This is a genomic window from Polaribacter batillariae (assembly GCF_017498485.1).
Lineage (GTDB): Bacteria > Bacteroidota > Bacteroidia > Flavobacteriales > Flavobacteriaceae > Polaribacter > Polaribacter batillariae.
The window spans coordinates 3,622,525-3,638,526 of sequence record NZ_CP071795.1 but is presented as its reverse complement, the minus strand read 5'-3'; the positions used below and the strand labels follow the sequence as shown (position 1 = coordinate 3,638,526).

Annotated in this window: 17 protein-coding genes and 1 other RNA gene; 6 read left to right on the top strand and 12 right to left on the bottom strand. The window is 29.0% G+C overall.

Annotated elements, in window-relative coordinates:
- Genes JL193_RS16015 through JL193_RS16000 form a run of 4 tightly spaced genes read right to left on the bottom strand, consistent with a single transcriptional unit; the run spans position 1 to position 4,344 of the window.
- Positions 1–1,083 (bottom strand): glycosyltransferase, encoded by a 1,083-nt coding sequence (locus tag JL193_RS16015; protein ID WP_207971724.1) that lies wholly within the window; start codon positions 1,081–1,083, stop codon positions 1–3.
- A complete protein-coding gene (gene glf, locus JL193_RS16010; RefSeq protein ID WP_207971723.1) occupies positions 1,083–2,240 on the bottom strand; it encodes a UDP-galactopyranose mutase in 1,158 nt (385 codons plus the stop codon). Before glf ends, JL193_RS16015 begins: the two co-directional genes overlap by 1 nt.
- Positions 2,219–3,469: an ABC transporter ATP-binding protein gene (locus JL193_RS16005; RefSeq protein ID WP_207973509.1), complete on the bottom strand. Its 1,251-nt coding sequence runs from the start codon at positions 3,467–3,469 to the stop codon at positions 2,219–2,221. Before JL193_RS16005 ends, glf begins: the two co-directional genes overlap by 22 nt.
- Before the next feature lie 2 nt (positions 3,470–3,471).
- On the bottom strand, positions 3,472–4,344 hold the full coding sequence (locus JL193_RS16000; RefSeq protein WP_207971722.1) for an ABC transporter permease: 873 nt from the start codon (positions 4,342–4,344) through the stop codon (positions 3,472–3,474).
- A gap of 123 nt (positions 4,345–4,467) precedes the next feature.
- Between JL193_RS16000 and JL193_RS15995 the strand changes: the two genes are divergently transcribed.
- Complete coding sequence (locus tag JL193_RS15995; RefSeq protein ID WP_207973508.1) at positions 4,468–4,926, top strand: GNAT family N-acetyltransferase; 459 nt, start codon at positions 4,468–4,470, stop codon at positions 4,924–4,926.
- Here the strand turns inward: JL193_RS15995 and aroQ are convergent.
- The 4 genes from aroQ to JL193_RS15975 form a co-directional block, all read right to left on the bottom strand.
- Positions 4,921–5,334: a type II 3-dehydroquinate dehydratase gene (aroQ, locus tag JL193_RS15990; RefSeq protein WP_207971721.1), complete on the bottom strand. Its 414-nt coding sequence runs from the start codon at positions 5,332–5,334 to the stop codon at positions 4,921–4,923. The two genes, JL193_RS15995 and aroQ, sit on opposite strands and share 6 nt — an antisense overlap.
- 179 nt (positions 5,335–5,513) lie before the next feature.
- A complete protein-coding gene (locus JL193_RS15985; protein WP_207971720.1) occupies positions 5,514–6,062 on the bottom strand; it encodes an outer membrane beta-barrel protein in 549 nt (182 codons plus the stop codon).
- Between the two features lie 293 nt (positions 6,063–6,355).
- Complete coding sequence (locus JL193_RS15980; RefSeq protein ID WP_207971719.1) at positions 6,356–6,859, bottom strand: transporter; 504 nt, start codon at positions 6,857–6,859, stop codon at positions 6,356–6,358.
- 95 nt (positions 6,860–6,954) lie between these two features.
- The gene (locus tag JL193_RS15975) at positions 6,955–7,872 is read right to left on the bottom strand and encodes a hypothetical protein (RefSeq protein WP_207971718.1); all 918 of its coding nucleotides are present in this window, start codon (positions 7,870–7,872) and stop codon (positions 6,955–6,957) included.
- A gap of 48 nt (positions 7,873–7,920) precedes the next feature.
- On the opposite strand from JL193_RS15975, the gene JL193_RS15970 reads away from it, so the two are divergent.
- Positions 7,921–8,289, top strand: coding sequence for a TM2 domain-containing protein (locus JL193_RS15970; RefSeq protein WP_207971717.1), 369 nt, complete (start codon positions 7,921–7,923; stop codon positions 8,287–8,289).
- 65 nt (positions 8,290–8,354) lie between these two features.
- Positions 8,355–9,251: a site-specific tyrosine recombinase/integron integrase gene (gene xerA / locus JL193_RS15965; RefSeq protein ID WP_207971716.1), complete on the top strand. Its 897-nt coding sequence runs from the start codon at positions 8,355–8,357 to the stop codon at positions 9,249–9,251.
- 55 nt (positions 9,252–9,306) lie between these two features.
- Here xerA and rny read toward each other — a convergent pair whose 3' ends face one another.
- From rny to JL193_RS15945, 4 genes are all read right to left on the bottom strand, one after another.
- Positions 9,307–10,872, bottom strand: a complete 1,566-nt coding sequence (gene rny / locus JL193_RS15960; RefSeq protein WP_207971715.1) for a ribonuclease Y — start codon at positions 10,870–10,872, stop codon at positions 9,307–9,309.
- Positions 10,873–10,920: 48 nt separating this feature from the next.
- Positions 10,921–11,049, bottom strand: a non-coding RNA gene (gene ssrS / locus JL193_RS15955) — 6S RNA.
- 54 nt (positions 11,050–11,103) lie between these two features.
- Positions 11,104–11,397 (bottom strand): cell division protein ZapA, encoded by a 294-nt coding sequence (locus JL193_RS15950; RefSeq protein WP_207973507.1) that lies wholly within the window; start codon positions 11,395–11,397, stop codon positions 11,104–11,106.
- Positions 11,398–11,407: 10 nt separating this feature from the next.
- A complete protein-coding gene (locus JL193_RS15945; protein ID WP_207971714.1) occupies positions 11,408–11,698 on the bottom strand; it encodes a coiled-coil domain-containing protein in 291 nt (96 codons plus the stop codon).
- Positions 11,699–11,844: 146 nt separating this feature from the next.
- Between JL193_RS15945 and JL193_RS17295 the strand changes: the two genes are divergently transcribed.
- Genes JL193_RS17295 through JL193_RS15935 form a run of 3 tightly spaced genes read left to right on the top strand, consistent with a single transcriptional unit; the run spans position 11,845 to position 16,002 of the window.
- Positions 11,845–12,429 (top strand): M23 family metallopeptidase, encoded by a 585-nt coding sequence (locus JL193_RS17295; RefSeq protein ID WP_243456781.1) that lies wholly within the window; start codon positions 11,845–11,847, stop codon positions 12,427–12,429.
- Positions 12,414–13,547: a hypothetical protein gene (locus tag JL193_RS15940; RefSeq protein WP_243456780.1), complete on the top strand. Its 1,134-nt coding sequence runs from the start codon at positions 12,414–12,416 to the stop codon at positions 13,545–13,547. Before JL193_RS17295 ends, JL193_RS15940 begins: the two co-directional genes overlap by 16 nt.
- 7 nt (positions 13,548–13,554) lie before the next feature.
- Positions 13,555–16,002, top strand: a complete 2,448-nt coding sequence (locus JL193_RS15935) for a TonB-dependent receptor (protein WP_207971713.1) — start codon at positions 13,555–13,557, stop codon at positions 16,000–16,002.

Sequence of the window (16,002 nt, the reverse complement as noted above, 5' to 3'; positions counted from 1 at the left end):
CTAATTATTTTCTATGATGATTTTTGATGCTAAATCTTCTAAACGTTGTTTATAAACCAAATGAGATAACTCTTTTAGATAGAATTGCTGTAAATCTTCTTTTCTTTTTTCTTTGTATTTTTTCTGAATTATATTCTTATTAGTTAATGTAGCTAAGAGATTATCTTCATCAACAGAAATAATACCTTTTCTATTTTTAAAAAACTCATGACCTTCAGTAGTTGTCATAATTAGAGGTGTGTTTATTGCTATAGCTTCAATAATATTTAAATCGAAATAACTTTTTTCGTTCAAAGAAATTACATAATCTACACTATTAATCCAGTCATAGGCTCTATGAGTTATTCCTAAATCTATAATATTCTCATTTTTTGAAGATAATTCTCCTGAACCTGCTATAAAAAGCCTCAAGTCATTTCTTACTTTTAGTACTTCTTCAAAGTTTTTAATAAGCAATGGAAATCCTTTTATTTCATTTCTTCTTCCTATGTAAAATATGTTAATTTTATCGTCTTTTAAAGGAATTTTAACCAAGTTAGTTATGGGTTTAATTCCAGTAGTTAGATATGCTATTTTATGTTGCGCTTTTAAAATTTTCTGATAGATTACTTTACACTTTTCGTTTGGTAGAATTAGGTAATTTGTTCTTTCAAAAACTCCTTTTTCAATCTTTAAAATTTTTTCATAAGTCTTACCTCTAGCACCTAATTTGTACTCTTCTTCTGAGGGTGTTTCTGGAGAATGAGACTGAAAAATTACAATTTGATTCTTTTGAATCAAATGAATAACATCATAAAAAGAATACATATCATGAAAATATAAAAACTTATATTTTTTAACTTTTATAAACTTATTTGCTAAATTTTTATTTCTGTACTTTCTATTTTTTAAAATTGATATAATTTTATCTAACCTAATAAGAAGCTTCTTTTTTATGCTTATTTTTTTTGGAATTACGTTATTTATTAGATGAATATTATCAGGTACATTATCTACAATACATTTGTTAAAATAACCTCGAGGACCTCCTTCATTTTTAACAAAAGGATAATCAGACACCATTAAAATCTTATCTTTAATCATTAGATATTATCTGAAAAGATTTCGCCTTTAAAATTAGTTTCTGGTGTAGTTTTAGATATAAAATAATCTGAGTATGCTAAAGCTTCTGCAATTACTTTATCCATATCTAAATATCTATAAGTTGCTAATCTACCAACAAAAGAAACGTTTTCTTGACAAGACTTGGCATACGCTTTATATTGTTCTAAAATCTTTTTGTCTTTAGTTAATCTTTTAGGATAATAAGGTTCATCTTCACCTTCAGTTTCTTTACTATATTCTTTTACCACAATCGTTTTTTCATGGATTTCCCAAGGAGCGAAATGTTTATGCTCGTGAATTCTTGTAAAAGGAACTTTCTCTTCACAATAATTAATAACTGCATTTCCTTGATAATCTCCATTTTCTAATTTTTCTTCAAAGAAAACGGTTCTATAACCTAGTCTATCGTACTTATAGTCAAAATAAGCATCTAAAGCACCACTGTAAAATACATGTTTATATGCTGAATTTACTTTTTTATTATATTCTTGACCTAATTTTACTTCTATATTTTTATGATTTAATATATTTTCTACAATTTCTGTATAGCCATTTTCTGGTATTCCTTGATACTTTGAATTGTAATAATTATCATCATAATTAAAACGTATGGGTAATCTTTTTAAAATTGAAGCTGGTAATTCCTTTGGCTCACATCCCCATTGTTTTTTTGTATAACCATAAAAAAAATTATAGTATAACTCTTCTCCTAAAAACGCTAAAGCTTGTTCTTCAAAATTTTTGGGGTTTTCTATTTTCTTTTGTTTTTCTTTTAAAAAACTTGCTACTTCAAAGGGTTTTAACTTCGTTTTAAAAAACTGATTGATGGTTAGTAAATTCATTGGCATGGAAAAAATACCTTTATCTGTATTTGCAATTACTTTATTTATAAAAGGCCGCATTTTGCCATATGAATTTACATAATCCCAAACTTTTTTATTATTTGTATTAAAAATATGTGGTCCATATTTATGTACCATCACATTAGTATTTGCATCTCTTTCTGTATAACAATTACCCGCAATATGGTTTCGTTTATCAATTACCAATACTTTATTACCAATCTCAGCTAACTTTCTTGCAATGACAGCTCCACTAAAACCAGCTCCAACAACTAGATATTTTTTTCTGTCCATTTCTCGTTATTTAAAACATATCCTTTAATACTTTCTCCTGTTTTTTCTAATTTTGAAGTTCCTATTATTTCTATAACAATATATTCTTCTGAGTTATCAAAAACTTCACCTGAATTCCATAAAGCGGCTTCTATAAAATACTCACCTCCTTTTAAAATTGAAATGGGTAATTTTATTCTTAAATGATATTTTCCTTTTTTATTAAAGTGATTTTCATAAGGGAAAGAAATTATAGGTTCATTCATTATTGAAATTAATGTTGTTCCAAATTTTAACCCTTTTGGTTCCTTAATTTCTAATTCGAAATTTAAAAAATAATCTTTTGTATTATCAATAGAATTTATAATTAAATTGTTTTGTGCATCTGAAATATAAACTTTAGAAATATAATTTACTTTATCTGTAGTATTCACCTTATATGCTCTCTCACTTTTAGCATTTTTTAAATAAAAGTCTATAGCTTCCTCTATGTTTCCTAAAAAAATAGATTTACCAGCCTCTAATACTAAACCTTTTTTACACAAACTTTTAACAGCTGCCATATTATGGCTCACAAACAAAACTGTTCTTCCATTCTCATTCGAAATATCTTGCATTTTACCAATCGCTTTCTTTTGAAACTCTGCATCACCCACTGCTAAAACTTCATCAACCACTAAAATATCGGGTTCTAAATGTGCTGCTACAGCAAAAGCCAAGCGCACTTTCATTCCACTTGAATATCTTTTAACTGGAGTGTCTATATAACGTTCGCAACCAGAAAAAGACACAATTTCATCTAATTTAGAGGCTATTTCTTTTTTGGTCATTCCTAGAATGGCTCCGTTTAAAAAAATGTTTTCTCTGCCAGTCATTTCTGGATGAAAACCAGTACCTACTTCTAATAAAGAGGCGATTCTACCTTTAGATTTTATAGAACCTGTTGTTGGCGCTGTAACTTTAGAGAGTATTTTTAATAAGGTAGATTTTCCTGCACCATTTTTACCTATAATTCCTAAAACCTCTCCTCTTTTTACTTCAAAATTAATATCTTTTAATGCCCAAACATATTCAGAATTTCCTTTGGAAGCTCTATCATTAGACTCACCAATTTTTAAATACGGATCTTCTTTCCCTCTAATTCTTGCTAAAAATCGATTAAAATCGTGACTTATTGTTCCTGTTCCAACAGTTCCTAAACGATATTGTTTAGATAGATTTTCAACTTTTAAAATTACATCGTCTATCATCATTAAATGGTATCTATAAAAGTTTTTTCGGTTTTATTAAAAATTAATAAGCCTAAGAAAAATATTACAATGGTAAATATAGCTGTGTATATAATTCCAAAAACAGAATAATTACCATCGTTTAAAAGCATGTATCTGCCAAACTCTATTAAATGAGCTATTGGATTGAAATCTACCACCCAAGAATAATCTATACCTTCTTTTAAACTTATCAACTTTTCGCGCATTAAATCTAAAGGATACATCACTGCAGATAAGTACATTAGTAATTGCACCCCAAAAGAAACTAAGAACGTTAAATCTCTATATTTTGTTACCATGGAAGAAATTATCATTCCTAAACCTAAGCCCATCATTCCCATGGCTACAATTAGTAATGGAAAAAATAGAATGTAAATATTAGGTAAAATTTCATGTCCAGTTAATACATAATAAATATAAAAACAAATAAATATAAAAATTTGAATTCCAAACTTTAACAAATTAGAAACCACGATAGACATGGGCATGATTACTCGTGGAAAATACACTTTTCCAAAAATCGCTTCATTTTTTTTAAATGTATCTGAAGTTGCTGTAAGACATTCTTTAAAATAGTTCCAAATAGTTACACCTGCTAAGTTGAATAAAAAAGGTGGAACTTCACCTGTGGAAATTCCGGCAATGTTGTTAAAAACTAAAGTAAAAATTACAGAGGTAAATAGTGGCTGAATTAAATACCAAAGTGGTCCTAAAATAGTTTGTTTGTATAAGGTTACTACATCACGCTTTACAAAAAGAATTAGTAAATCTCTATATTGCCAAACTTCCTTTAGGTTTAAGTCGAATAAATTGTTTTTGGGGGATATTTCAAAAAGCCATTTATCTTTCTGCATGTGTACTTTGGTTGTTTTTACAAATATAATTTATTTTAGAAGATATTATGGCAACTTTCGTTGAATCGCATTATTTTTACGACTAAATAACCAATGTTTTAAAATTTTTATTTTTTGAAAAATATTACTATTGAAATTATTCCTTTTGAAGAAAAATATGCAACTTATTTTTATGATTTAAATATAGCTTGGTTAGAAAAATATTTTTACGTGGAACCTTATGACGAAAAGGTACTTAGCAATCCTGTAGAAAATATTATTGATAAAGGTGGATTTATTTTTTTTGCGAAATATGATAACAAAATTGCTGGAACAGTAGCATTAAAAAATCAACATTCGTTTTTTGAATTGACAAAAATGGCTGTTTCTCCTGAATTTCAAGGTTTAGGAATTGGTAAAAAACTATTAGAGTTTTGTATCGATTTTGCAACTAAAAAAAATTGGCCAAGCATTACACTTTATTCTCATCGATCACTGATAAATGCTGTACATATTTATAAAAAATATGGTTTTAAAGAAATTCCTTTAGAAAAAGATGTACACTATGAACGTGCAGATATAAAAATGATATTAAAGCTATAAGAAACTTTCTATTGCCAAATCATAGCCTTTTAAACCAAAACCAAAAATTACACCTTTTGCATTTGGGGCAATAAAACTTTTATGTCTAAAATCTTCTCGAGCATGAATGTTAGAAATATGAATCTCTACAACTGGGGTTTCTATTCCTTTTACAGCGTCTCCAATACCTACAGATGTATGTGTATAGGCTGCTGCGTTTAAAACAATACCATCAAAACTAAAACCTACTTCGTGTAATTTGTCTATTAACTCTCCTTCTATATTCGATTGAAAATAAGACAATTCTACTGTTTTATATTTTAGTTGTAAATCTCTAAAATAATCTTCAAAAGATGCAGTACCATAAATTCCTGGTTCTCTTTTACCAAGTAAATTTAAGTTAGGTCCGTTAATTATTATAATTTTCATAAACCAAAAGTACATTTTTTTAAACAAAAGAAACTGTCTCGAAAGTATTAAAATTTGTCATTCAACTGTAATGGAAAAATCTTATTTATTGAATTTCAAGATTTTAGATTTTTCTACTTCGCTTAAAACAACAGATAGTTTTACTTTTGTGACAGCTTCTTAATAAAATTTATTTCAATTTAGAATCTATATCCTAATCCTATTTGAAAAAAATTAAATCTAACTGTTAAATTCTCTACTCTATCAGTACTAATTCTATTATTTAAACCGAAAGAATATTTAGTCGATAACAAAATTTTGTCAGAAACATCGTAACCTAGCCCTAATCCAAGTCCAACTCCAAAAACTTTACCTTCTTCATCTTGGTCTTTGTCTAAAACAATATCTAAAAGTGCACCACCCTGTAAACTTAATTTAGTATCTACATAATACTTTAAATACATTGGTATTATAATACTATTAAGGCTTTCTCCTTCATTAAAAATTTGTGAAAATTGTACTTCTGGTTGAAAACTTAGTTTTTCAGATATTTTGCTTTCTAAAAAGAATCCTACATAATATCCATCTAAACCATTAGAGACCGTTAAATTATTTTCTAGATTACTAGCACTAACTTTACTTGTTAGGTTATGATAACCTGCAGTTATTCCGTAACTGGTACTTTTCTGAGCATTTAACTTGTTTAAGCCTAGAAATAGAACTAAACTTAACATCAAAATTTTTTTCATATTTATAATTTATTAATTTTCTGTAAAAATATATAATTTATAATAATTGTGTGTTAATTTTTTTGATAATTACATAAAAAAAGACCGTCACAAAAGTATTAAAATTTGTTATTTCGATTGTAATGGAGAAATCTTATTTATTGAATGAATTTCAAAATTTTAGATTTTCCGATCACTTCGTTAGCTACTTTCAATCAAAATATATTTTGATTTTAGTAATGCTTAAAATAACAGTTAAATTTACTTTTGTGACGGCCTTTTTTTATGTTTTGTTTTATGCTGAACTGATAGTATTACAGACCAAACATAATTCCTAAACTGATGTTAGATATATTACCACCATCAACACTAATTCCTGAATAAGAAAGGTTTAACTGCGTATTATCTCCTATTTTATGTCCAATTATTGGTCTGTAGTAAAAGCCCCCATCATTTCCATCATCTAATCCTACAGCATAACCAATGTTTGCCCCCACAATAAAATCGTTTGTAATGTTAAATCTTGCTGCACCAGAAATTGGTAAAAAAGAAAGGTCTGAAGCTTCAGCTGTTATTCCTCCTCCTAAATCAAATTCTTTTCCGAAAAAATGAGAGTATTGTACAGATGGTCCTAAAGTGAAACCGTCTGCAACTGGAAACATATAATTTAATTCTGCTCCTAATGTAAAATTAGATACATTGTCTGCATCTCCTACTGGAATACCAACGTTTAAACCTCCATTTAATACTCCTTGTTGAGCATTCATTTTTCCGAATCCTGCAATTGCTAAAAACGCAATAAATAGTACTTTTTTCATAATTTTTAAATTTAATTGAATTTATAATTCAAAAGTAGCTATGTATTGTTTTTATAAGGTGCTCATTCTGTTTAAAGGTTAACTGTAATGGATTTTTATTGTTTTTTATTAGTAACTTTTAATTTTACAACATTTATACTGGCTGATTTGCCTTCTTCTAAATCTGCTATTACCTCATATTGTCGCCTAAAATCATAAAGTTTAAGTTTAGTAGTATTTGTTTTTATACTTCCTCCATCAACAGTAATAATTTTAATTAAATTTTTATCTTCTTTTAAATCTAGTATAATACTTTTCTTTTTTTTGGTAACTGAAAAGTTTTTTAAAACCTCTACATCATTCAATAATATGGTAATTTTATCTCCATCTTCTTTTCCATAGTCCCAAATTTCCATTTTCATTTTACTTGTATATACAAAAACAGAAACCTTTTCCCCAGACGCAATTTTAGTTTCACTAAATTTCTTTAAATAGTTTTCTGGTTTTAATTCTTCTTTTACAATACTATCAATCTTTTTAATTTTATCAACCTTTTTAACTTTTTTATAAAATTTTTTAACTTTTTTCTCTAAAAATTTTGTGCTTACTAATTTTACTTGCCCTGTTGCACAAGTATCTTTATCATCATAAATTCCAATAAAATCACCTTTTAAAGATTTCTTTTTGGATTTACCTTTAAAAACACCTTCAAATTTTATAAAACAAAATTCTTCTGGTAAAAATTTAGATTTAGTATATAAGATATCACTTTCTTTAAATTGAATTTTTTTTGAATCAGCATCATAATATCCTCTTATGTACGATTTTGTTTCATTTTCTCCACCAAGATCTGTATAAGAATAGCCTTCAATAAAATTATTTTTTCTTGCATTGAATTCAATTTTGTAAGAAAATAATTGTTTCGAATCTAAAACCAAAGCGCCAACTAACTCATATTCAAAGGCTTTTTTTTCTTGAGCGGTTGATATTAAAATAAATAAAAAACTAATTAAAAATAAAATGTTCTTTTTCATGTATAATTTTATATATTGTGGCAATTAACAAAAAAAAACTTAATTATCATGAAAAAATCATTATCTATTTACACATTGTTATTTGCTTTTTTAGCATTTTCTTTCAGCACACACGCTTCTTTTCCTGTAAAGAAGAATAAAGAAGTTGTTGAAGTTATAAAAGACAATAAAATTGAAAAGAAAGAAGTTACCTCTTACGCAGCAGCTTACTCTGGAAAAAGTCAAACTACTGCTTTATTATTATCAATTTTCTTAGGAGGTTTAGGTGTTGATAGATTTTATTTAGGTTATACTTTATTAGGAGTACTTAAATTAATAACTTTAGGTGGTTTTGGAATTTGGTATATTATTGATCTTGTTATGATAATAACTGGAGATTTACAACCTAAAAATGGTAGTTATTCTAAAACTTTATAAAACATACATTTTTTAATTTTACAAAAACCGTCCTGATAGGATGGTTTTTTTTGTAGTTTAGTTTTATGAAATGGCAAAATGCAATTAATGATTATCGGCTTTTTTTAAAAATTGAAAGAGGACTTTCAAAAAACACTATTGATAGTTATACCAGAGATTTAAAAAAACTAAATTTATTTTTAGATGAAAACGAAATTATTGTTTCACCCACTAAGATTGATGGTGAAATTGTTAAACAATTTATTTACGAAGTAGCTACCAAAGTTAATCCTAGAAGTCAAGCTCGAATAATTTCTGGACTACGAAGTTTTTTTGATTATTTGGTTTTTGAAGATTACAGAGTTACCAACCCAACTGATTTACTAGAAACTCCTAAAATTGGTAGAAAATTACCTGATACACTTTCAGAAGACCAAGTAAACGAATTAATTGCTGCAATCGATTTAAGTCATCCTCAGGGAGAAAGAAACAGAACCATTTTAGAAACGATATATTGTTGTGGTTTACGGGTTGGAGAATTAATTGCTTTAAAAATTTCTGATTTATTTTTCGAAGAAGGGTTTATTCGTGTTTCAGGAAAAGGAAGTAAAGAAAGGTATATTCCTATTCATGCAACCACAAAAAGGTATATTTCTATTTATATCAATCAAATTCGAAATCAAATTAAACCCCAAAAGGGATTTGAAGACACGCTGTTTCTAAACAGAAGAGGAAAAGGTTTATCGCGACAAATGGTTTTTATAATTATTAAAGATTTGGCTGAAAAAACTGATTTAAAAAAGCAAATTGGTCCACACACCTTGCGTCATTCTTTTGCCACACATTTGTTAAGAAGGGGTGCAGATTTAAGATCCTTACAGCAAATGTTAGGGCACGAAAGCATTACAACTACAGAGGTTTATGTGCATACAGACACAAGTTTCTTACAAGAAGTTTTGGAAAAATATCATCCTAGAAACTAAAAAAAATCCTGCAAAAACAGGATTTTTTTTTAGGTATCAAATTAAGTTACGATTGCTATCTCGCCACATTAACAGCTCTAGTCTCACGAATAACTGTAACTTTTACTTGACCAGGATACGTCATGTCATTTTGAATTTTCTGAGAAATATTAAATGATAATTCAGCAGCTTTTGTGTCGTTTACTTTTGTGCTTTCTACCATAACACGCAATTCACGACCTGCTTGTATAGCATAGGCTTTTTGCACTCCTGTAAACCCAAATGCAATATCTTCTAAATCTTTTAAACGCTGAATGTAAGAATCTAAAACTTGACGTCTTGCTCCAGGTCTTGCTCCAGAAATTGCATCACAAACTTGTACGATTGGAGAAATTAAACTTTTCATTTCAATTTCGTCATGGTGTGCACCAATTGCGTTACAAACATCTGGCTTTTCGCCATATTTCTCTGCCCACTGCATTCCTAATAATGCATGTGGTAATTCGCTTTCTTCATTTGGTACTTTACCAATATCGTGCAATAAGCCTGCACGTTTTGCAACTTTAGAGTTTAAGCCCATTTCTGCGGCCATAATTCCGCACAAATTTGCCACTTCACGTGAGTGTTGTAATAAATTTTGACCGTAAGAAGATCTATACTTCATTCTACCAACCGCTTTTACCAATTCTGGGTGTAAGCCGTGGATTCCTAAATCGATAACCGTTCTTTTACCAACTTCTATAATTTCTTGGGTAATTTGTTTTTCTGTTTTACCAACAACTTCTTCGATTCTTGCTGGGTGAATTCTACCGTCTGTAACCAATTTATGCAAAGATAAACGTGCTATTTCTCTTCGAATTGGGTCGAAACAAGAAAGTATAATGGCATCTGGAGTATCGTCAACAATAATTTCTACACCAGTTGCAGCTTCAATTGCTCTAATATTTCTTCCTTCTCTACCAATAATTCTTCCTTTTACGTCATCTGACTCTAAGTTAAAAACAGAAACACAGTTTTCTACAGCTTGTTCTACACCTACTCTTTGTATGGTTCCTAAAACAACTTTTCTTGCTTCTTGTTCTGCTGTTAATTTTGCTTCTTCAATAGAGGTTTGTATAAAAGCCATTGCTTCTGCTTTGGCTTCATCTTTTAAAGAAGAAACGAGTTCTTTTTTAGCTTCGTCTGCAGATAATCCAGAAATTTGCTCTAACATATCTACATGACGTTTGTGCATTTTTTCTAAATCTCCTTCTTTTTTTTCTAAAAAGTCTAATTTAAAATTATAATCTTTTTCTTTTTGTTCTAAGGCGCGATTTAATTTTTTGTTTTTATCAAGTTCCGATGCTACTTGCGATTCTCTATCTCTAATTCGTTTTTCGATATCAGAAATTTTCTTTTCTCTTGATAGTATAACTTTTTCGTGTTCGGACTTTAGTTCGATAAATTTTTCTTTCGCCTGTAAAATCTTTTCTTTTTTTATTGATTCGGCATCTACTTTGGCTTCTTTAAGAATAGAATTTGCTTCTTTTCTTGTTGCATTTAATAATTTTTTACCTTTAGATTTCTCTATCAATTTTGCAACGATAAAACCAATTGCAATTCCTATAATTCCCACAATAATGGGAAATAACATTCCGTCCATAATTTAAATTTAGTATATAAAAAAAGCCTACGTTAGTTGGGTTTATATAAACTCCATTATGGTATGTATAGGACTAACTAGCTGATCAAGAATCCACCCAAGAGCCAAAAAAACATTGGCAATAGTGGCATGCTTTAGCAACTAAGACTTATCCTTCATAATAGATTAGTGTTGAGTTTATCAAACAAATTACTAACGTAGGCAGTGTGTTGTTAATGTATTTTAAAGAACTTATTTTAAATGAGTATCTACTAATTGTGTTAACTCTTTTATTTTATGTATTGTTTCAGCATTATCTTGCTCTTTATTAAGTGAAGAAATTTCTAATTTAGAAGCAAATTGTAATGCACACATGGCTAAAACATCTTGTTTGTCGCTAACTGCATAGTTTTGCTCGTATTTAGTAATTAAACTATTAATTGCATTGGCTGCTTTGCGCATACCTTCTTCTTCTTTGGTGTTATTTACACTTAAAGGATAGGTTCTACCTGCAATAACAATATTAATTTTTAATTTTCCCACAATTTAAAGAACTTTATTCTTGTAACTGAATGATGCATTTGTCGATTTCTCTAATTAATGCATTTATTTTGAGTTTTGTATCTCTTGTATCTTTACTACTGCCATCTATAGTTTTTGCAATTTTTAACAAATCGTATTGTTTTTTTTGACTCGCCAATTCTTCTTGCTTTTCTAACAATTCTTGTTGTAAATTTGTAGTACTTCGAAGCAAAATCTCGTTTTCTTTTTTCAAAAATTCATAATTAAAAAGCAAGCTTTGTAGCTTATCTTCCAGTAAATGAATTGCTTCTAGGGTATTACTCATATAAATTATTAGAATAAAACTATATTTACAAAGTTAACAATCTGTTTTAAATTTTCCAACATTTAATTGACATATTAATAATACCTTGATATTTAAAGGTTTAATTAAATACAAAAATTTATTATTTTTACAGAAAAATTAGTCTTTTGAAGCAACTTTTTACATTATTTCTTTTTATTGTTACCATTACTTGTTTTTCTCAAAAAAAATATCCCAAAAATTACTTTAGAAATCCGTTAGAGATTCCTACAATTTTTGCTGGTACTTTTGGCGAATTACGAAGCAATCACTTTCACTCTGGTGTAGATATTAAAACGCAAGGAAAAGAAGGTTTAAAAATTTTTGCAGCTGCAGATGGTTATGTTTCTCGCATAAAAGTGGCTCAATTTGGTTTTGGAAAAGCGCTTTATATTACACATTCAAATGGTTTTACTACTGTGTATGCACATTTGAGTAAATATGCAGGTGAAATTGAGGAATACGTAAAATCCATTCAATATAAAAAAGAGAATTACCAAACAGGAAACATTTTCTTAAAAGAGGGTAAATTTCCTGTAAAAAAAGGAGAATTAGTTGCATTTTCTGGTGATACAGGAGGTTCTGGTGGACCGCATTTGCATTTTGAAATTCGGGATACAAAAACCGAAAACATTATAAACCCAATGTTTTTGGCATTACATCTGCAGATACCAAATCGCCTACAATACAATCGCTTTTGGTATATCCTTTGAGTTTCGATGCTCGCATAAACCAACAACACAATCGCTATAAAATAGCTATTAAAAACCTTGGAAAAGGAAAATATGTAGGAGAAAGAATTTTTGCTAGTGGAACTATTGGCTTTGCTATTAATGTTTTTGATCGATTAAACAAAGCAAACAACAAAAACGGAATATATAGTTTAGAAATGTTGGTAAATGGCAAGCGAGTTTATTATCACGATTTAACAACTTTTTCATTCGCCGAAAGTAAATACATCAACTTATTAATAGACTACGAGTATTATAAAAAATACAAAAGTAGATTTCAAAAAACGCACAAAGTAGATGCAAATAAATTATCTATTTACAAAGATTTGCATAATAATGGAAAAATTAAAATCGAAAATGGGTTGAATTATACCATCGAAATAGTTGCAAGAGATTTTCATGGAAATACAAGTTCTGTAAAAATTCCTGTTGCCGGAAAAGAAAGCAATTCTATCTATAAAAAACAAAAAGATACAACTGCTTACAAAATTGTAGCGAAAAAATTTCAAAAATTTACGCAAGAAAATGTTACCATCGCTTTTCCAAAAAACACGTTTTACGAAGATGTTTATTTAGATTTTAAAGTCTATAATGGCATTGCTAAAATTCATAACCCAACAATTCCTTTAGACAAAAGTTTTACCTTAACTTTTAATGTTTCTAAATATTCAGAAGAAGAAAAAAAACATTTATACATTGCAAACGTACAATATCCTAAATATCCAAGATATCAATACACAAGAAAAAAAGACAGTACTTTTTATACCACCACAAAAACGTTAGGAAAATATAAATTACTTTCCGACACTAAAAAACCAACCATTCGTTTGTTGTATTTTAAAGACAAACAATGGATTTCGAACCACAAAACATTAAAAGTAAAAATTGCTGATGCCGGTTCTGGAATTAAAAATTTTAGAGCAACAATCGACGGAAAGTGGATTTTAATGGAATACAATCATAAAAAAGGCATATTAACCTATAATTTTAGTGATAAAAAATTGGTTGGTAGCAAACATATCTTTAAAATTGTAGTCTCGGACAATGTTGAAAATACTAAAGAACTTTCTGCAACGTTCTTTAAAAAACAAGTAAACTAAATTTTACGTGAAAAAACTCTTTCTACTCTTTCTTTGTATTCCTTTTTTTGCGTTTGCACAAAAAACTACCATTTTAAAAGGAACTGTTAAAAACAAAGAAAACCAACCTATCGAAAATGTTTCCGTAAAGTTTAAAAATACAGGAACTACCACAGACAAGAATGGAAATTACAGCATTCGAATTCCTTTTCAAAAAGAAATCTCTATTGTGTTTAGACACGTTTCTTACAAAACTTTTACCAAAAAGATTACTGCGAATAGTAGAAATGCAATACGTTTCTCTCCTATTTTATTACCAAAAACAGAAACCTTAAAAGAAATTGTAGTAAAAGATCGTAGAAAACAAGCACAAGGAATTACAAAAATAGAGGTAAACAAAGCCAAAAATATTGTTGGACCAAATGCAGGCGTAGAAAATGTTTTAATGACCTTGCCTGGTGTAAATAACAACAACGAATTAAGCACACAATACAATGTACGTGGTGGTAATTTTGATGAAAACTTGGTATATGTAAACGGAATTGAAGTTTACAGGCCTTTTTTAATTCGTTCTGGACAGCAAGAAGGTTTGAGTTTTATCAACTCGAATATGGTACAAAATATTAATTTTTCTGCTGGTGGATTTCAAGCAAAATATGGAGATAAATTATCGTCTGTTTTAGACATTACCTATAGAAAACCTACCGAAATTGCCACAACTATCGATGCCAGTTTGTTGGGCGCAAGTGCTACTTTCGAAGGCAATTTTTTAGATAATAAACTAAGTGTACTCACTGGAATTAGATACAGAGACAATAGTCTTTTTGTAAATAGCAAACAAATCGAAACCAATTTTAGACCACGTTTTACAGATTTACAGTCATATATTACTTATAATTTTTCCAACAAATTTACACTAAGTTATTTAAGTAATTTTTCGTTGAACAATTACAATTATAAGCCAATTTCTAGAAGAACTCGTTTTGGAACCGTTGCAGATCCATTAGAATTAATTGTTTTTTACCAAGGTAAAGAACAAAACAATTATTTTACTTTGTTTAATGCTTTGTCTGCAGATTATAAAGTAAACGATAATTTATCTTTTAGAACAACTGTTTCGAGTTACAACACACAAGAAGAAGAATATTACGATATTTTAGCCTCGTATAATTTAGGAATGGTCGATGCCAATATTGGTTCGGAAAATTTTGGAGAAGTCGATTTTTCTGAAGGAATTGGCTCTCAATTAAACCATGCAAGAAACGATTTAGATGCGCTAATTAACAACGTTCAAATAAGAGGAACTTATAAAAAAGATAGAACCCAGTGGGATTTTGGTGTAAAATATCAAAATGAAGACATTCGTGAGCGAATTCGTGAGTGGGAAATCATCAATTCTTTAGGTTTTTCTATTCCGCCTCCAGATCATTCTCCAAACAATCAACCTTACGAACCTTTTGTAGGTCCTATAACCCCTTTTCAAAATATTAGAGAAGATCATAAAGTACAAATCAATCGTATTTCTGGGTTTGTTCAGTTTAACGAACGTCGTTTTTGGAACAATAACGAAGTTTGGTATAATTTGGGAATTCGAGCACAAAATTGGACAGTTTCTTCGAACGGAAATAATTCTAAAAGTCAACTTATTATTAGTCCAAGAGCACAGTTTGCTATTAAGCCTAATTGGACTAGAGATATGTTGTTTCGTTTTTCTGGTGGCTGGTATTCGCAACCACCTTCTTATAGAGAATTAAAAGATTTTAACGGAAAAATTAACATCGATGTAAAGGCACAAAAATCCATTCATTTAGTTGCAGGAATGGATTATAGTTTCGATTTATGGGAAAGGCCTTTTAAACTAACTACAGAACTGTATTTTAAAGATTTATCGAACGTAAACGCATATTCTGTAGATAACGTAAGAATACGTTATAGAGCAGACAATGTTACAACTGCATATGCTCATGGATTAGATCTTCGTTTAAATGGCGAATTTGTTCCTGGGAGTGAAAGTTGGGTGAGTTTAGGATATTTAAAAACAGAAGAAAATATAGATAATAGAGGAAATATTTCTAGACCCTCTGACCAACGTTTAAAATTCGGTATTTTATTTCAAGATTATGTACCTAATTTACCAAATTTAAAAGCCTATTTAAATTTGGTGTACAATACTGGAGTTCCTGGTGGAGCACCAGCGTATGCCGATGTTTATTTATTTCAAGAACGTTTGCGAGATTATAAAAGAGCAGATTTAGGTGTTTCTTACATATTTGTAGATGCCAATAAACTTTACAAAACTGGGTTTTTATCAAAATTTAAAGAATTAACAGCAGGTTTAGAACTTTTTAATATGTTCGATATTCAAAATGCCATTACAAACACTTGGGTAAGAGATGTATCTTCTAAAACCCAATTTGGTATTCCTAATTTTATGACGGGTAGAGTGTTAAACTTTAAACTAGCAATGAAGTTTTAA